The organism is Rhodococcus sp. 27YEA15 (assembly GCF_049739425.1).
Lineage (GTDB): Bacteria > Actinomycetota > Actinomycetes > Mycobacteriales > Mycobacteriaceae > Rhodococcus_F.
In genome coordinates this window covers 2,784,811-2,799,916 of sequence record NZ_JBMHHW010000001.1, presented here as the reverse complement: position 1 = coordinate 2,799,916, position 15,106 = coordinate 2,784,811, and the positions used below count along the sequence as shown (strand labels likewise).

Annotated in this window: 12 protein-coding genes and 1 pseudogene; 6 read left to right on the top strand and 7 right to left on the bottom strand. The window is 61.0% G+C overall.

What is annotated here, in order from left to right; translation table 11 throughout:
- The first annotated feature begins 2 nt into the window (after positions 1-2).
- A complete protein-coding gene (locus tag ABH922_RS12945; protein ID WP_424807300.1) occupies positions 3-878 on the top strand; it encodes a glycosyltransferase family 2 protein in 876 nt (291 codons plus the stop codon).
- Here ABH922_RS12945 and ABH922_RS12940 read toward each other — a convergent pair.
- Together ABH922_RS12940 and ABH922_RS12935 are read right to left on the bottom strand one after the other, a co-directional pair.
- Positions 868-1,683, bottom strand: coding sequence for a glycosyltransferase (locus tag ABH922_RS12940; RefSeq protein ID WP_424809662.1), 816 nt, complete (start codon positions 1,681-1,683; stop codon positions 868-870). The two genes, ABH922_RS12945 and ABH922_RS12940, sit on opposite strands and share 11 nt — an antisense overlap.
- 273 nt (positions 1,684-1,956) lie before the next feature.
- A pseudogene (locus ABH922_RS12935) lies at positions 1,957-2,151 on the bottom strand (glycosyltransferase); the annotation flags it as partial.
- A gap of 132 nt (positions 2,152-2,283) precedes the next feature.
- Here ABH922_RS12935 and ABH922_RS12930 point away from each other — a divergent pair.
- The 5 genes from ABH922_RS12930 to ABH922_RS12910 all read left to right on the top strand — a co-directional run bounded on the left by ABH922_RS12930 (position 2,284) and on the right by ABH922_RS12910 (position 9,477).
- Positions 2,284-3,597 (top strand): glycosyltransferase, encoded by a 1,314-nt coding sequence (locus ABH922_RS12930; RefSeq protein ID WP_424807299.1) that lies wholly within the window; start codon positions 2,284-2,286, stop codon positions 3,595-3,597.
- Positions 3,594-4,943 carry a hypothetical protein gene (locus ABH922_RS12925; protein ID WP_424807298.1) on the top strand — a complete coding sequence of 450 codons (1,350 nt, stop codon included), beginning with the start codon at positions 3,594-3,596 and terminating at the stop codon, positions 4,941-4,943. The genes ABH922_RS12930 and ABH922_RS12925 overlap by 4 nt, the downstream gene beginning before the upstream one ends.
- 151 nt (positions 4,944-5,094) lie before the next feature.
- Positions 5,095-6,321 carry a hypothetical protein gene (locus ABH922_RS12920; protein ID WP_424807297.1) on the top strand — a complete coding sequence of 409 codons (1,227 nt, stop codon included), beginning with the start codon at positions 5,095-5,097 and terminating at the stop codon, positions 6,319-6,321.
- Positions 6,322-6,652: 331 nt separating this feature from the next.
- The gene (locus ABH922_RS12915) at positions 6,653-8,098 is read left to right on the top strand and encodes a condensation domain-containing protein (RefSeq protein WP_424807296.1); all 1,446 of its coding nucleotides are present in this window, start codon (positions 6,653-6,655) and stop codon (positions 8,096-8,098) included.
- Positions 8,098-9,477, top strand: a complete 1,380-nt coding sequence (locus ABH922_RS12910; RefSeq protein ID WP_424807295.1) for a condensation domain-containing protein — start codon at positions 8,098-8,100, stop codon at positions 9,475-9,477. The genes ABH922_RS12915 and ABH922_RS12910 overlap by 1 nt, the downstream gene beginning before the upstream one ends.
- Positions 9,478-9,552: 75 nt before the next feature.
- On the opposite strand, the gene ABH922_RS12905 is transcribed toward ABH922_RS12910, so the two are convergent.
- The 5 genes from ABH922_RS12905 to ABH922_RS12885 form a co-directional block, all read right to left on the bottom strand.
- A complete protein-coding gene (locus tag ABH922_RS12905) occupies positions 9,553-10,986 on the bottom strand; it encodes an acyl-CoA carboxylase subunit beta (protein WP_424807294.1) in 1,434 nt (477 codons plus the stop codon).
- Positions 10,987-11,097: 111 nt separating this feature from the next.
- Positions 11,098-12,348 carry a KasA/KasB family beta-ketoacyl-ACP synthase gene (locus ABH922_RS12900; protein ID WP_424807293.1) on the bottom strand — a complete coding sequence of 417 codons (1,251 nt, stop codon included), beginning with the start codon at positions 12,346-12,348 and terminating at the stop codon, positions 11,098-11,100.
- A 7-nt stretch (positions 12,349-12,355) separates the two neighbouring features.
- Positions 12,356-12,631, bottom strand: coding sequence for a meromycolate extension acyl carrier protein AcpM (gene acpM, locus ABH922_RS12895; RefSeq protein WP_003941649.1), 276 nt, complete (start codon positions 12,629-12,631; stop codon positions 12,356-12,358).
- An 85-nt stretch (positions 12,632-12,716) separates the two neighbouring features.
- Positions 12,717-13,628 (bottom strand): ACP S-malonyltransferase, encoded by a 912-nt coding sequence (locus ABH922_RS12890; RefSeq protein ID WP_424807292.1) that lies wholly within the window; start codon positions 13,626-13,628, stop codon positions 12,717-12,719.
- Between the two features lie 163 nt (positions 13,629-13,791).
- Positions 13,792-15,081: a PucR family transcriptional regulator gene (locus tag ABH922_RS12885; RefSeq protein WP_424807291.1), complete on the bottom strand. Its 1,290-nt coding sequence runs from the start codon at positions 15,079-15,081 to the stop codon at positions 13,792-13,794.
- Positions 15,082-15,106: the final 25 nt, after the last annotated feature.

Genomic DNA, 15,106 nt, shown 5'->3' with positions numbered 1-15,106 from the left:
CCGTGGAAACGAAATGTCTTTCCGTAGTGGTACCGACGTACAACGAGGAAGATGTCATCGGTGAATGCCTGGACCGACTGACCCGGCAGCTCGATCACATTGTCGAGATTGTGGTGGTCGACAACAACTCGACCGACGCTACCGCATCGGTTGTCGCGGGGTTCGTCGATCGCCACCCCGAGGTGAGGATGATCAGCGAGGGTGAACAGGGGTTGGTCTTTGCGCGTAACGCAGGCTTGAACGCTGCGGTGGGCCTGCTCATAGCCCGTATAGATTCCGACTCCATGGTACCGCCGGGATGGGCCCGCACTATCGTCGAGTTCTTTGCCCGTGATACCGATGTTCACTGGGCGGCTGCGTGCGGAAAGGGAGAGGTGTACGGACTTCCCTACGTCGATATCGTCGACAGGCTCAAGAAATATCTGGGAATGCGCACTCCCGTGATACATCGAAAGAGCGAGGTCAAGGAGGTGCCGGTGCTCTATGGCTCGAATATGATTCTGCGGCGCGACTCGTGGCTCGCTGTTCGAGATTTGGTGAGTATGAGAAGGGATATATTCGAAGATGTGGATACTGGTTTGTGTATCAAACGGATAGGAGGTCGAATTGCATTTATTCCGTCGATTACCGTCGGCGTATCGTCGAGAAGGATGGAAACTGGAATCTTCTCATTTGTAAACTATATGAGTTTCTTACCGCGCACTCTGCTTTTGCATCGAAGGTACGGATATCTGGCACTGGCGGGAATTTTATATATTCCGGTTATTGTGGCAATACACTCGGCGCGGCTCGTTCTCATCAGAGGCTTCGACTCGGAATCCCACGAATTCGCGCTCCGAAACTTTCGAGTGAGCAGGGTGAATCGCGTCATCCCGTGACGCGTCGCCGAACGACGACTGATTCTGCGATATCGGCGGAATGAGCGACGGCATTCTCGGCACTGGTCATATCCTTCGACATCCGTTTGGCGGTAGCCTCGCACTCGGTTGACAGCACGCGCGCGAGGGCGGACCTCCAGGAGTTCGCGGACATGTCCGCCAACCGGACGCTGATTCCGGCGCCCAGGTGTTCGATCCGTGCTCCCCACAGTGGCTGATCGGCACCGATCCAACACACGAGAGTAGCGATCCCGGCGCGAAGACTCGCAGCCGTGGACCCGGCCCCGCCGTGGTGGACGGCAGCCCGACAACGAGGCAGCACCTTCTCGTGATCGACGGCCCGCACGATCATGACCCGATCGTCACTCCTGATGTCGAGGTCGCTCCATCCCATCGCAACGAGCACTCGCATACCGAGTTGACCTGCAGCATAGGTGATCGCGCCGACCACGGCGTCCGGGTTGTCGATATGCATACTTCCGAATCCGACGTAGACAGGTGCGGAACCGGCGTCGAGCCACGCGTCGAGGACGGGCTCGATAGCCTCGACGTCCATCAGGGTGCGGGTCCCGGACGACAGGTTGAGGAAGCCGACCAACGGCCTGCGCTGCCCCCACTCGTCGACGAGGTCCGGGAACAGTACCCGATCGTAGGCTTGAATTTCGGGTACACCTTGTCGACCGACGGTCGTGGCCGTCGACGCGGTAGTGGGCGGAAGCTTCAGTTCGGCGCGTAGTACAGCCTCGCCGCTCCTGCCGGCTCGCCACAACGCCTGTTCGAGCACGAACCAGCTCGCCCGAGTCATCGCGCCTCGAGGGAACCGCCGAGTCAATTGCTGAAAGAAAAATACCGAACTGTTGATGCGAAGCGGACAATAATGTATCGGAATATATGGAATCATTCGAAATTCGGCAACATTGAGGCTGCGTTCTTGACCGGCACTTCCGCCGATGACCGCATCTGCTGATTCTGTCAGTGCCAGCAATTGAGATTGCATCAATCGGCCGTCGCGAACAGTCATCTCGGTCACTGCTTTGAGTCGTCTCACAGGATTAGATGATTTGAGTTCGACTCCCACCAGATCGGACGACAGCAACACATTGGTGTCCACCCCGTACGGGTGGACATTCAGGCCCGATGCACGGGTGAAATCGACAAGATTTGGGGGTACGGCCAGTATGACGTCGTGCCCTCGATCGGATAATTCGATGCCAAGTGCGATTGCAGGTTGAATATCGCCGCGGGATCCAGTGAAAGCTAACGTAAATTTCATGACTTACATCACATTCCTTCGAGGTTGTCATGTAATCGAAACATATGGACGTTACCGTGATTATTCGTCAGGTTTACGATGAAGCCTCCAGGGTCCGCGCGATTCAACATTAGCACCTGATTGGAAAATTCCATGAGGATTGTTTTCGCTTTCAACGGCACTCGGGGTGACGTGCAGCCTGCCGCGGTGATCGGGGCCGAGTTGAGACGACGGGGACACCACGTGGTGTTCGGGTCGCCACCGAACCTGCTCGAATTCGCCTCGAGGTTGCGATTGGATTCGCGGTCGTTCGGTTACGACACGCGGGCGCACATGAACTCGGACCTGGTGCGCGTCCGGGCGCGCACGGGTTCGCTACTTCAGCGTCTGCGTGCCCTGACCGAAATTCGTGACTTCGGATGGGCGCAGATAGTCGGCGAGATGCGGGAGATCTGCGCCGATGCGGACGCGATAGTCACCGGATTCACCACGGAACAGGTTGCTTTCAACTTCGCCGAGGCCCAGGGTGTGCCGTTCGTGACGTTGCACCATGCACCTGTCGTTGCGAACCGGTACGTATCCCCGGTACCCGGGGCCGCATTGGCGTTGCCCCACTGGCTCAATCGGATGAGTTGGGCCGTGTTCGACAGAGTCTTCTGGCGCCTGACTCGGGCCCGAGAGAATCGACTCCGGTCGGAACTGGGCCTCGCTCCGGCGACAAAACCGTTGCCGGAGCGGATAGTCGAGTCCGGCGGCATCCAAATCCAGGCCTACGATCAAACGTTCGTGCCGGAGCTTGGCACCGAATGGGGGGAGAAGCGTCCCTTTGTCGGATTTTTGGATCTCGATGCCGAGCAACGACACGACATCGGTGAAGATCGTGATCTGGATCCGGGCGTTGCCTCGTGGATCGAGGACGGAACGCCTCCGGTGTACTTCGGGTTCGGCAGCATGCCAGTGCCCGACCCGGCGGCGCTGACATCGGTGATCGCCGACGTGTGTGATGATCTCGGAGTGCGGGCCCTGGTCAGTGCCGGGTGGAACGACTTCGATGCGCGTCGATATCCGCACGTGAAACTGGTCGGTTCGGTCGACCACAGTCGGATCCTGCCGCGATGCCGGGCCGCAGTTCATCATGGGGGCGCCGGAACCACGGCCGCCGGCATTCGTGCCGGATGCCCGACGATGATCTGCTCGGTCGGTTCGGATCAACCCTTCTGGGGTGCGCAATTGACGAGGATCGGCATCGGCGTCACGACACCGTTGCGCGGACTCGATTCGGTCCGGCTGCGATCGGGTCTGAGCGGCATACTGGACGAGGACTGTCGCCACCGGGTACGAGAATTCGGGGCGACCTTGACCACATCGGCGGCAGCGGTATCCGCAGCGGCCGATGTCATCGAGTTCCGCGCGGCCGCAGGCAAGGTAAATCGGGACGCCACTGCTGCGCCGAAGGTCGTCACGTGAATCGCCTTCAGCCGTCGGACTTCCTGTACCGATTCGTGAGCACGGCATTGGGGTGGTCCGTCGTACTGCAGGTGCAATGGATGTTCAGGACAGCGCCGGATCGATCTGCGTTGGAGAACATGGCCTCGAGGCTCCGGGCAAGCCCACTTCATCGACGTCTGGTGCGATCGCCGATTCCATTCGCCAGGCCGTCGTGGATCATGTCTTCGGAGGCGTGTGATGTAGTCGTCGACAGTGACTTGGTCGATGTGTCCGACGCGTCCGCCTGGATGGATGACGAATTATATTCAGTACCACTGGATTCGGAATCCGGTCGAGCGTGGCGGCTTCGCGGCGCACATGTTGTCGACGGTGGCTTCATTCTGTCGTTGACCGCGCTCCACATGGTGACGGACGGTAAAGCCATGATGTCAGCGGCATTGGATGCGGTGACGGGCAGCGTACCGCGGCCGTTCGGCAATCCCGTGAACGACGGTGCGCGAGTTACCGGCGCGCCCTCGTCGAATCTGCTCGCCGACGGATTCGATGCAGTTCGACAGGTGGCGAACGCGGTAGCCGGTCTCGGAAAAGTTTGCGTGACATCAGTTCTCGGACATGGAAATGAAGTCGGGAATGAGGTGGCGGCATCGACGAAGTCGCCACCTCATGAGCGATCTCCCGATGTCGACTACAAATGGGCGACCATCTCGGTGGACAGTTCGCTCTGGTCGTCCGCAGCCCAGCTGCACGGCGGAACACCCAATTCGCTGTTCATTGCCGTGATCTCAGGGGCGCTTCGTCGGGCCGGATATGCGCCCCTGGGTACACCGGTGAAAGTCGGTGTTCCGGTCAGTCAACGCACCGAAGACGACGAACGAGCCAACGCGACCGCCGGTGTGTCCGTCGTTCTGGTCGACGAGCCCGTAGCCGGTGGGGATTTGAGTGGCATTCGTAGTAAATGCAAGCACGCATTTGTTCAACTGTCATCGGGACGACGGCCCGCGGTAGTTCACCTGCAACCGCTGATTCTCATGTTGCCTGACCCGGTTCTCGTGAAATATGCCACCGCTGGATCGGGAATGCCGGACGCCGTGACGTCCAATCTGGGCCGGTATTCCGCCGAGTTGGCAACGATCGGCGGCCAAAACGCGTACCGAGTCGCTTTTCGAGGAATAGCGCAGAATGTGGACCCCGTTGCGCGCTACCGATTCGGCGACGGCTTGCAATCGTGGCTAGTCGAAGTGGGTGACACTGTCACGATTACCGTGGTTGCTTTTGACGAATTACATTTCGGTAGTTCAGCCGAACTGGGAAAAATATTGTCGCGAGAGCTCGAGTCGTGGAATGTCTCACATCTGATCTGCTGACAGCTGTCGGGAGAATTTACTGTTTCATCTTCGAATTGAGGATTGAATGAATCGAGTAGCCGGGGCAGATGAATCGTATTTGATGGCAGAACAATACTTCGGGCTGTCGGCGCCCATACAGTATTTGTGGATATATCCTGGCAATCCGGGTATGGACGTGGTCGCGCAATTACGTGATCAGTTGGCAAGCGGGGCCTTGAACAGACGTGTGCACCAGGTGTGGGTTCCCTTTGCGCGGCATCGATGGGTCAAAGCCGAGAAAACGCCAGAGGTATATACCGAGCCGGACCCGATTCGGGACGACGAGGTATCGGCTTGGGCGGAAGAGCGGCTGCGAACATCGAATCTCGAGCCCATTATCGGCCACGGGTGGCATCTCGAGTGTGCACACACCGAGTCCGGACGGTTCGTCTTGTCTCTACTCGTCTCGCACATGATCACGGACGGCCAGGGGTTGTACAACGCACTGGACGCGGCCCGGACGGGCACATCGTCGAGCTCGATTCCCACCTCGGAAGAGGTCACCGATGTCCGGGGAGTGCTCGAGGACCTCACCGACGCGATCTCCCAGTTGACGGAGGCGGCCCGGGCCGGCCGGATCATCGCTACGGCGATGTGGCGTCAGCGGCACGGTACGAAGAAGAAGGCGGTGGCTGCCAAGCGAATCGACGCACCGCTCTCGGGCAGTGGTACTCCCCAGACGACCCTGGCTATTCTCGACGTCGACGCCCACGAATGGACCGCGGTCGCGCGGCAACACGGCGGCACTTCGAACAGTCTTCTCATAGCGATCATCGGGGGCGTCGTTCAACGAACTGGGCTTCCGATCTCGGATGGAGGTCTACGAGTCTGTATCGCGGTGAACAAGCGTGAAGACGGCGAAGACAGTGCCAATGCTTCGGGAGGGGTGTGGATCAGGGTGCCCGACGAGATCGGTGCCGAGCGAGGGCTTGGCGGAATACGGGCACTGAGCAAACATGCCCTGATCGAGTATTCGAAGGCAGGCAACGACATGGTCGCCGACAACCTGCAAGCGGTCGTCCGACTCCTGCCGAGAAAGATCATCGGGAAGATGATGCGGTCGGTCGAGGGCCCGGACGCCACGGTGTCGAACCTCGGTGACGCGCCGCAATCGGCGACGACGCTCGGCGGACACGTCGCGCAATCCTTCGCGATTCGAGCGATCATGCAAGGAAACTCCGCGTCCGACCGGCGCAGGCAGGGTCCGGCAATTGCCGCGTGGGCCGTGGGATACGGGGACAAGATCACATTGTCGATATTCGGAATCCACCCCGACTACTTCGGTGACGCGATCCATCTCGAAAAACATGTGAAGCGCGAACTTGCCGAGTGGGGATTGTCGTCGACTCGGTGGTGAGAATGTATTCGGTGCAGCGCGATTCCCGCAAGAGCGGTTCAATTGATCAGTGCGGTGTCCACGTCCGGAACGGAGATGGGATCGTGTTCACGACATGACTGAGATATTGATTCATGGATCGGCTGTCGTAGGAAAATTGATCACGTAAAAGTATTCTTTCATTACGTCGGACAAAGACTTATGTTGCTCGTCACATGTGGTTTCGGAGGGTTGTGCTCGGCTTCGGGCTGCTATCTACTTGGAATTGGCAAAATATTTCGCTCCCGGTAGCCGATGTTCGACATTATTTCAGGATCAAAATGACAGCCACCGCGAGAGATCGGTTCTCTACATGGAATTCACCGAACTTGCCGATTATCCGTTTCCACCCGGGATTCTCACGGAGTGGACTCCCCGGACGGTGACATCACCCGCACACTGGCCCGCGGACGAGCGTCCGGTCAGTGGTATTCACGAAGCACATGTCAACCACGCTGAGTTGCGCCAGGTGACGGGAGGTGACGAACCCACCTGGTTGGGTACGTCGTTTCGTGTTCGCGGCCGACTCGACCGGCAGGCATGGGCCTGCGCGCTCGATCATTGGATCGACCGTCACGAAGTGTTGCGAACACACGTCGCGAAAGAGCGGCAGACAATCGTTCGTCGGACGGCGGAACGGGGTGGGGTGCGTATCAGCTCGGAAGACATCGGATACCTCGAATCGTCGATGTCCGTCTTCGCGCATCTGCAGCACTTACTCGATCGGTCAACGAATACCCTCGTCTGGCCGGCGTATCTCTTTGCGACGATCGAGTGTGCCGGCCATTTCACCGTCGTCTTCGCTGCCGATCACGCGCTACTGGACGGATACTCGATAGCGCTGACGGCGCACGAGTTGCAGACCATTTACCTGTCGGTGACGGAGGGGAGCCTACCGGTACTGCCGGAGGCCGGAAGCTACATCGACTTCGGCGTCGCGGAACGAGATCTGCTGGAAAACCTGGACGAATCGCATACTGCCGTGCAGACGTGGCGTGAGTTCTACGACAACGACGAGGTGCCGCTTTTTCCCGCGCTGCCCGAGCCGATCGCCGGCCTTCGGATACCCCAACAGAGCGTGTCCGCCTGGTTCTTGAGCTCGTCGGGGGCGGACCGCTTCGCGGAGGCAAGTAGACGTAGCAACCAAGGATTCCTCGCTGCGATACTCGCGTGCGCAGCGAAGGTGACCGGGGATCTCACTGATGCAAGTGAATTCAGGGTCATCGTGCCACAACATACCCGAACCGAAGTTCGGTGGGCTGCAGCGCTCGGATGGTTCATCGGTCTGGTGCCGGTCAGAATTCCGATCTCGGCGACAGCGTCGGTCAGCGATCTCACCGAGCTCGCCGGCAACGAGATGCGCCGCGTTCGCCCGGCAGCAGCCTTGCCGTACTCGAGGGTGTGCGAACTGATCGGCTGCCCTCAGGACCTTCCTTTTGTTCTTTCCTACATGGATATCCGCTATGTGCCCGGTGCTGAGCAGTGGCCGAGTTGGCAGGCCCGTGGCCTGCGCAGTCGCGATCATTCGAGCAACGAAGTGTACATCTGGCTGATACGAACGCCAGAAGGGCTCAACGTTGCGATCCGCCATCCGGGCGACTCCCGCACCACTCGTCACATCCATCAGTTCGCCGGCCGGTTGCGGCACGAGATGGAGAAATTCGCGGTCCGGGGCGAGGTGACCGCGCCGTCGTCTACCGATTCGGCTTACCGAGTCGAAGGGCAGGCATTGGTTCCGCAGGAGAGGGAAACGGCCTGATGCGCGTCACCTATCTCGATCGCTTCGACGCCCGCCCCGGCCGCATCCTGCAGTGGACCCCCACGGAGATCGCTTCGGGGTCGACATATCCGGTTCCGCCCATCTCCAACCAGTATCTTCACCTCACCGGGAGTAGAGGTGACACCACCTGGCTCGCAGCGACTTTCGATATTCGCGGCGCTGTCGACGAAGAAGCGCTCGGATCCAGTTTCGAGACATGGGCGGCCCGTCACGATGCCCTGTCCTGCTCGTTCTCCGAAGTCGAAGGTTTGAATCAGCCCGCGACATTGTTCGTGGACGTCGCGGACGTGAGCAGTCTGAGACTTCGAGAGGTGGCAGTGGTCGACGCACCAACGCCCGAGCTGGTACGAGGACTGTTGGGCGAGCGTTTGGACAGGTGCTGCAACCCTTTTGCCTTTCCGGCATATTTTCTCGGCGCGATCAGTCGCGAGGACCAGTCGACGGTGATCTGTGGATTCGACCATTCCATCTGCGATGGATGGTCGATGAGTATCGCGATCGCCGAGATAAATGCGCTGTACCGTCAGTACACGCAGGTGGGCGCATCGCCGCCCACGCCCGATCCCTTGCCTGAGCCCGGTAGTTTTCTGAATTACTGTTTTCGGGAATCGGCCACTCCGGACCCGGAGCCCGACGACCCACGTATAGCCGGATGGCGGTCCTTCCTTCGCGAGTGCGGAGGTGATACTCCCCATTTCCCGTTGGACCTGCGGTTGCCGACCGGTGAGATACCGACTCAGGGCACCGATACTCGATTGCTCCTGGACGCGGAAGAAGCCGATAGATTCGACCAGAACAGCTCCGATCACCGCCACTCGTCCTTCAGCTCGATTCTCGCATCGGTCGGTTTGGCCACAACCAGACTGACCGGAACGGCGGATACTCGCCTGTTGTTTCCGGTCCATACCCGACGAGAACCTCGGCACAATCACACGTTCGGCTGGTTGGTGGCGAATGCGCCCATCACCGTGACAAGTAGCGATGACGTACACAGCACCGCTCAATCGGTCAATGATGCACTGCGCAAAGCGATTCTGTTGTCTTCTCTGTCATCGAGGCAAGTGTTGCGCAGCATGGGTTCCGAGATGTCGCCTACACGCCGAGACATCTTCTCGGTCTCGTACGCCGACTATCGCATCATGCCTGGAGGATCTCGGACTACCGGGACGGGGGCGTTGCCGACCAATCCGCAACAACTCAGTCGAATTTCCAGGGCCGACGATGTCCAGTTCTGGTTCACGCGCACTCACAAGGGTCTTGCCGTGCGTACGAGGTTTCCCGCCCCCGCCGCCGCGACCGTGCACAAGTATCTGGATGTCGTCGTCGAGGGCCTGCGAGAATGCAGCCCGCCTGTGTGAATCAGGACTTTGCCGTTCGGTGGCGGTGCGACGCGCTCGACCCTCGACCGGTTCCGGCGAAATCACCTCATGAGGCTACAGCGGAATATTCTTGTGCCGGCCACGAACCGACGGCGCCGCCGCGAGGGCAGCAACGACGACGCTGCGGGTCTTGGCCGGGTCGATTTCTTCGTCGACCACGCCGATTTCCACTGCTCTGTCGACGCCGCCTGCGATCGCCTCGTGTTCGATCGCCAGCCGCTCGTGCAGTTCTTCACGTTCCTCGTCGGGAGCCGCGGCGAGGGCCCGCTTGTGCAGAATGCCCACTGCTGCCTTCGCGCCCATCACGGCCACTTGGGAATCCGGCCAGGCGAAGACGGCCGTGGCGCCCAGAGCTCGTGAGTTCATGGCGATGTAGGCGCCGCCGTAGATCTTTCGCGTCACCACCGTCACGCGAGGAACTGTTGCCTCGGCGAATGCGTGAAGAAGTTTCGCGCCGCGCCGGACAACGCCTTCCCATTCCATCGACACGCCGGGAAGATAACCGGGAACATCGACGATCACGACGAGGGGAACACCGAAAGCATTGCTGAGCCGAACGAATCTGGCTGCCTTCTCCGCGCTTTCGGAGTTGAGGCAACCGCCCAGTCGCAGAGGATTGTTCGCGATGACACCGACCGTCCGACCGGCCATGCGCCCGAATCCGGTGACGATGCTGCGAGCGTAGTTTGCCTGCAGCTCTTCGAAACTCGACTCACCCTCGACATTGTCGAGGATCTCGTGAACGATCGGGCGCACGTCGTACGCGCGTCTTGCCGACTCCGGCATCAGTGCCCGAAGGTCGGTATCGCCGAGTTCGGCGGCCCGCTGGTCGAATTCGCCCTGCTCGCACAGCATCGAGACGAGCCGACGGGCGCGACGCAGTGCATCGGCTTCGTCGAGAGCCGCGATGTGGGCGACCCCGGACTTCTTGCTGTGCGTGTCCGGGCCACCGAGCGAGGCCATGTCGACCTGTTCGCCGGTGACACTGCGCACCACGTCGGGGCCGGTGACGAACACCCGGCCCTCCGGAGCCATGATGACCACGTCGGTCAGAGCCGGGCCGTACGCTGCGCCACCTGCGGCGAAACCGAGAACAACAGAAATCTGGGGGATGCGACCTGACGCGCGGACCATCGCCTCGAAGACAAGGCCGACGGCGTGCAAAGCCTCGACACCTTCGGCCAGACGCGCGCCACCAGAGTGCCACAGCCCGACAATCGGCGTCTGTTCCTCGATGGCGATGTCGATGGCCTGGACGAGATGTCGACAGCCGTCGACTCCCATTGCGCCGCCCATCACGGTGGCGTCCGAGCAGTAGGCGAAAGTGCGGACTCCGTCGATGTTGCCGACAGCGGCCAGCACACCGGACTTGTCTCGAGGATGAAGTGCGACGGTTGTTCCCGGATCGAACAAGCGCTCCAGGCGAACAAGTGGATCGCGAGGGTCGGTCGAGGTTTCGGACGTAGTCACGGGGGCCAAGATGGTCATCGCGTCCTCCTTCAGTGCAAGCCTTGCGGAGTGGGAGATCGGCGGGCCCGCCGGTGCCGCTGCGCGATGGCAACGGCACCGGTGGACAGATGTGCACGGCGGCGGTGCGGCTTACGCCCGACCGAACGCCAGCGCGACATTGTGTCCGCCGAAACCGAACGAGTTGTTCAGTGCGAAATCGAAATTGCCGGTCCGGGGTTCACCCTTGACGACATCGAGATCGATCTCTGGATCCTGGCTGTCCACGTTGAGGGTTGCCGGAATGATTCCATCACGTAGAGCCAGAACCGTCAGTACGGACTCCAGCGCCCCGACGGCGCCGATCGAATGGCCGAGAGCCGATTTCGGTCCGTACACCGCAGCATGATTGCCGACCGCGGCGTTGATGGCCTTGGCCTCCGCGATGTCGCCGATCGGCGTCGCGGTGGCGTGGGCGTTGATGTGTTTGATGTCGGACTTGGTGAGTCCGGCCATCTCGATCGCTCTGGTCATGGCTCGCGCCGCGCCCAGGCCCTCGGGATGAGGTGCCACGATGTGGTACCCGTCCGAGGTGATGCCTGACCCGAGCAGACGCGCGTGGATCGTCGCTCCGCGGGCCTTGGCGTGCTCCTCGGTTTCGAGGATCATCAGTGCGCCTGCCTCACCGAAGACGAACCCGTCGCGGTCCTTGTCGAACGGACGAGATGCCATCGCCGGGTTGTCGTTGTTCGTACTCATCGCACGCATCATCGCGAAGCTGGCGATCGGAACTGCATCGATGAAACTCTCGACGCCACCGGCAACCACCATGTCCACATCACCCATGACCAACATGCGGTGTGCGTGCGCGATTGCCTCCGAACCTGACGAACAGGCAGACACCGGTGTGATGACTCCACCGCGAGCGCCGAGTTCGAGTCCGACTGTGGCAGCCGGACCGTTGGGCATCACCATTTGCACCGAGAACGGAGATACCTTGCGGTAGCCGCCGTTTCGAAGTTTGTCGACAGCGTCGATGAGAGTGTCACCGCCACCGAGTCCGGTGCCGATGACCACTCCCAGTCGATCCTGATCCACCTCGGGACTACCGGCGTTGTTCCACACCGTCCGGCCCAGGGAAAGAGCAAGCCGCTCAACCCAACTCATCCGCCGGATCTCGACCCGGGACAAACCCTCGTCGGGGGATACTTTCAAATGCCCGCCGATGCGAATCGGAAGGTCGAACTCGTCGATGAACGGATCATCGAGGAATCCGATGCCGCTTTCGCCGGCGAGCAGGGCCTTCCACGTGCCATCCACATCACCAGCCACCGAGGTCGACGTCGCGAGGCTCGTGACGACGATGTCGGGGAATTTCCCTTTGCGGGTAGAAGCGGAAGTCACGGTCGGCTCACTCTGCGTTCTTGGCTTCGGCGCCTTCGGCTTCGAGCTTCTGGATGTAGGCGACAATGTCGCCGACGGTGCGCAGGCCGGCGAGATCCTCGTCCGGAACCTTCACGCCGTACTTGTCTTCGGTCTGGACCGCGATCTCGACCATGGACAGGGAATCGATATCGAGGTCGTCGACGAAGGACTTGTCGACGGTGACCTCGGAAGGCTCGATACCGGTGACCTCCTCCACGATCTGGCCGAGTTCCGCGATGATTTCTTCCTGAGTGTGGGCCACTGGTGTGGCTCCCTTCTTGATCGATTGAGGTGGGACGAGCAAACCTGCTCAGCATAGGGGCGCTGAGCGGGTCGGTGTGTCCGAGCTAGTTCAGCAACTCGGACAGTGCGGAGAGATCCTCCGGGTTCTTGAGCGCGAGCGTCGGTGTGCCACGCAATTCGCGCTTTGCGATGCCGACGAGTGCGCCGGCAGGGGGGAGTTCGACCACTGCGGATACCTCGGCGGTGCGTAGATACGCAGAACAGAGATCCCACCGGACAGGTCGAGTGACCTGAGCGGCAAGCTTGGTGAGTGCATCCGATCCTGATTCGACCGGCTTTCCGTCCGCGTTGGACAGCAGGGTCAGAGTGGGGTCGGACGGGGTGATCTGGGCAGCTGCAGCAGCGACGGCGTCTTGAGCGGGCGCCATGTAGCGGGTGTGGAACGCGCCGGCGACCGGGAGTGCTCGCACCCGCGCTTTCTCCGGCGGATCGGCTGCGAGTTCGGCGAGCGCGCTGAGAAGACCGGCCGCCACGATCTGCCCGGCCGCGTTGCGGTTTGCAGCCTCGAGGCCGAGTTCTTCCAGGCGCGCGAGAACAACGTCTTCGTCCCCACCGAGAACTGCTGACATTCCCGTTGGTTCCAGGGCGCAGGCCTTGGCCATCTGAGCGCCACGAACTGCCGCCAAGGCAACGGCAGTGTCGGCCGAGATGACTCCGGCGGCGGCGGCCGCGGCAAGTTCTCCCACGGAATGCCCGGCAATCACGGTATCGGCGCCGAGTAGACCACGCCTGTGGATTTCCTCGAATGCCAGTAGTGCCGCGGCAACCACCAGGGGCTGTGTGATCGCGGTGTCGGTGATTTCCTCCGCCGTGGCGGTGGTGCCGAGCCGTTCGAGATCGAGCCCGGAGGCGTCCGACCACTGAGCCAGTCGAGCGCCCGCGCCGGGTAGTGCCAGCCATGAGGTGAGCATGCCTGAAGTCTGGGAGCCCTGTCCGGGGGCGAGCAACGAAATCACTTACTAAGAGAACACCTGCGCGCTCCTGATACGAGATGTCGAGCGGCATGAACTCTGCCTCATTGCTTTGTAGGGTTCCTACAAATTCCCACGTCGCGCCGGCACATCGAAAATGGACGCCGAAAAGTTACACACCCGTCTCTCGGGATGAAAGAACTGTGACTCATGTGAACGGAGCGTCCAACTTCTTGCTGATCTGAGCTAATCTGCCCAGAGTGGCTGCGATGCGCAGCACATACGCATCCCGGGGATTCGTAGGATCACGCCCGGTGATTTCTGCAATTCTCTTCAAGCGGTAGCGGACCGTATTTGGATGAACAAACAGAAGGCGTGCGCAAGTCTCAACCGCACCTCCAGAGTCGAGATACGTGTCCAAAGTGTCCGTCAGAGCCGACCCGGATTCCGCCAGCGGCTCGACCAGATGCGTGTGCAGAGAATCCACGGCAGCGTCGTCGCCGAGCAGCGCGCGTTCGGGTAGGAGTTCGGACGCGTGCACCGGCCGGGGAGCGCCACGCCAACCCGCGACGGCCTGGATGCCGGCCAACGCCTCCGTCGCACTGACATGGGCGGCGCTCAGCGATGGCGTCGTAGGACCGATCACCACTGGTTCGTCGGCGAAACTCTTCATCAGCGCCTCGACGAACGGGCTGCCCTCGGTTGTGGTTGCCAGCTCGCCGCTGACGATCATCACCAAGCGTGGGCCCTGCACCACCGCGAGAATCGCCCGACCGTGGGCAGTTGCGGTCGCGTGGACGGTGGCACCCACCGACACCCGCTCGTCCGGCGGCGGCGATCCGACGATGACCGTCGCCGGTGCGGTCGCGTCCCAGTTCAAGGTCGCTGCGCGAGAAAGCATGTCCGATCCGGTGTCGCCGCGGACGACGGCGTCGACGACGAGGGCTTCGAGCCGAGTATCCAAAGCGCCGCGAGACTCGGCCGCGCTCGCGTACACCGAGGCAGCCGCGAAACCGAGTTCGCGGCCGTATCTCAGAACAGCCTCCGTCAACGCGACGAGTTGCTGATCGTTTCGAGCCAGCGCGGGCAACCACTTCTCGACGAACTCCATGGCCACCCGGACCATGTCGACGGTTTGCCGCAAAGTCAGTTGTCTCGCCAGGTCCTGTGGGATGACCGGAAACGATTCGAAGCCGAAATTGTCCTCCGAATCGAGTTTGCGAAGCCACTCGAGGAAATTGACGATCGACGTCTGCACCAGCAGTTGGACATCGGCCCGCTGGGACGCATCCAAGGTGTCGAAGAACGGAAGCTGTTCCTCCATGACCGTCACCGCCTCGGTGGACAGTCGCCCGGAGAACTGTTTCACCCGCCGTAACAGCGCCTCCGGAAGGGGATCGCGGACCGGTTTACGCTGTGCGAGCACTGCCCGCAGACCGACCGACGGGGAGCGGGGTGGTTGCCCGGCAGCGGGAGCATCGGAATCAGGTTCGGGCATGAGAAAAACCTACGCCCACCGCCTG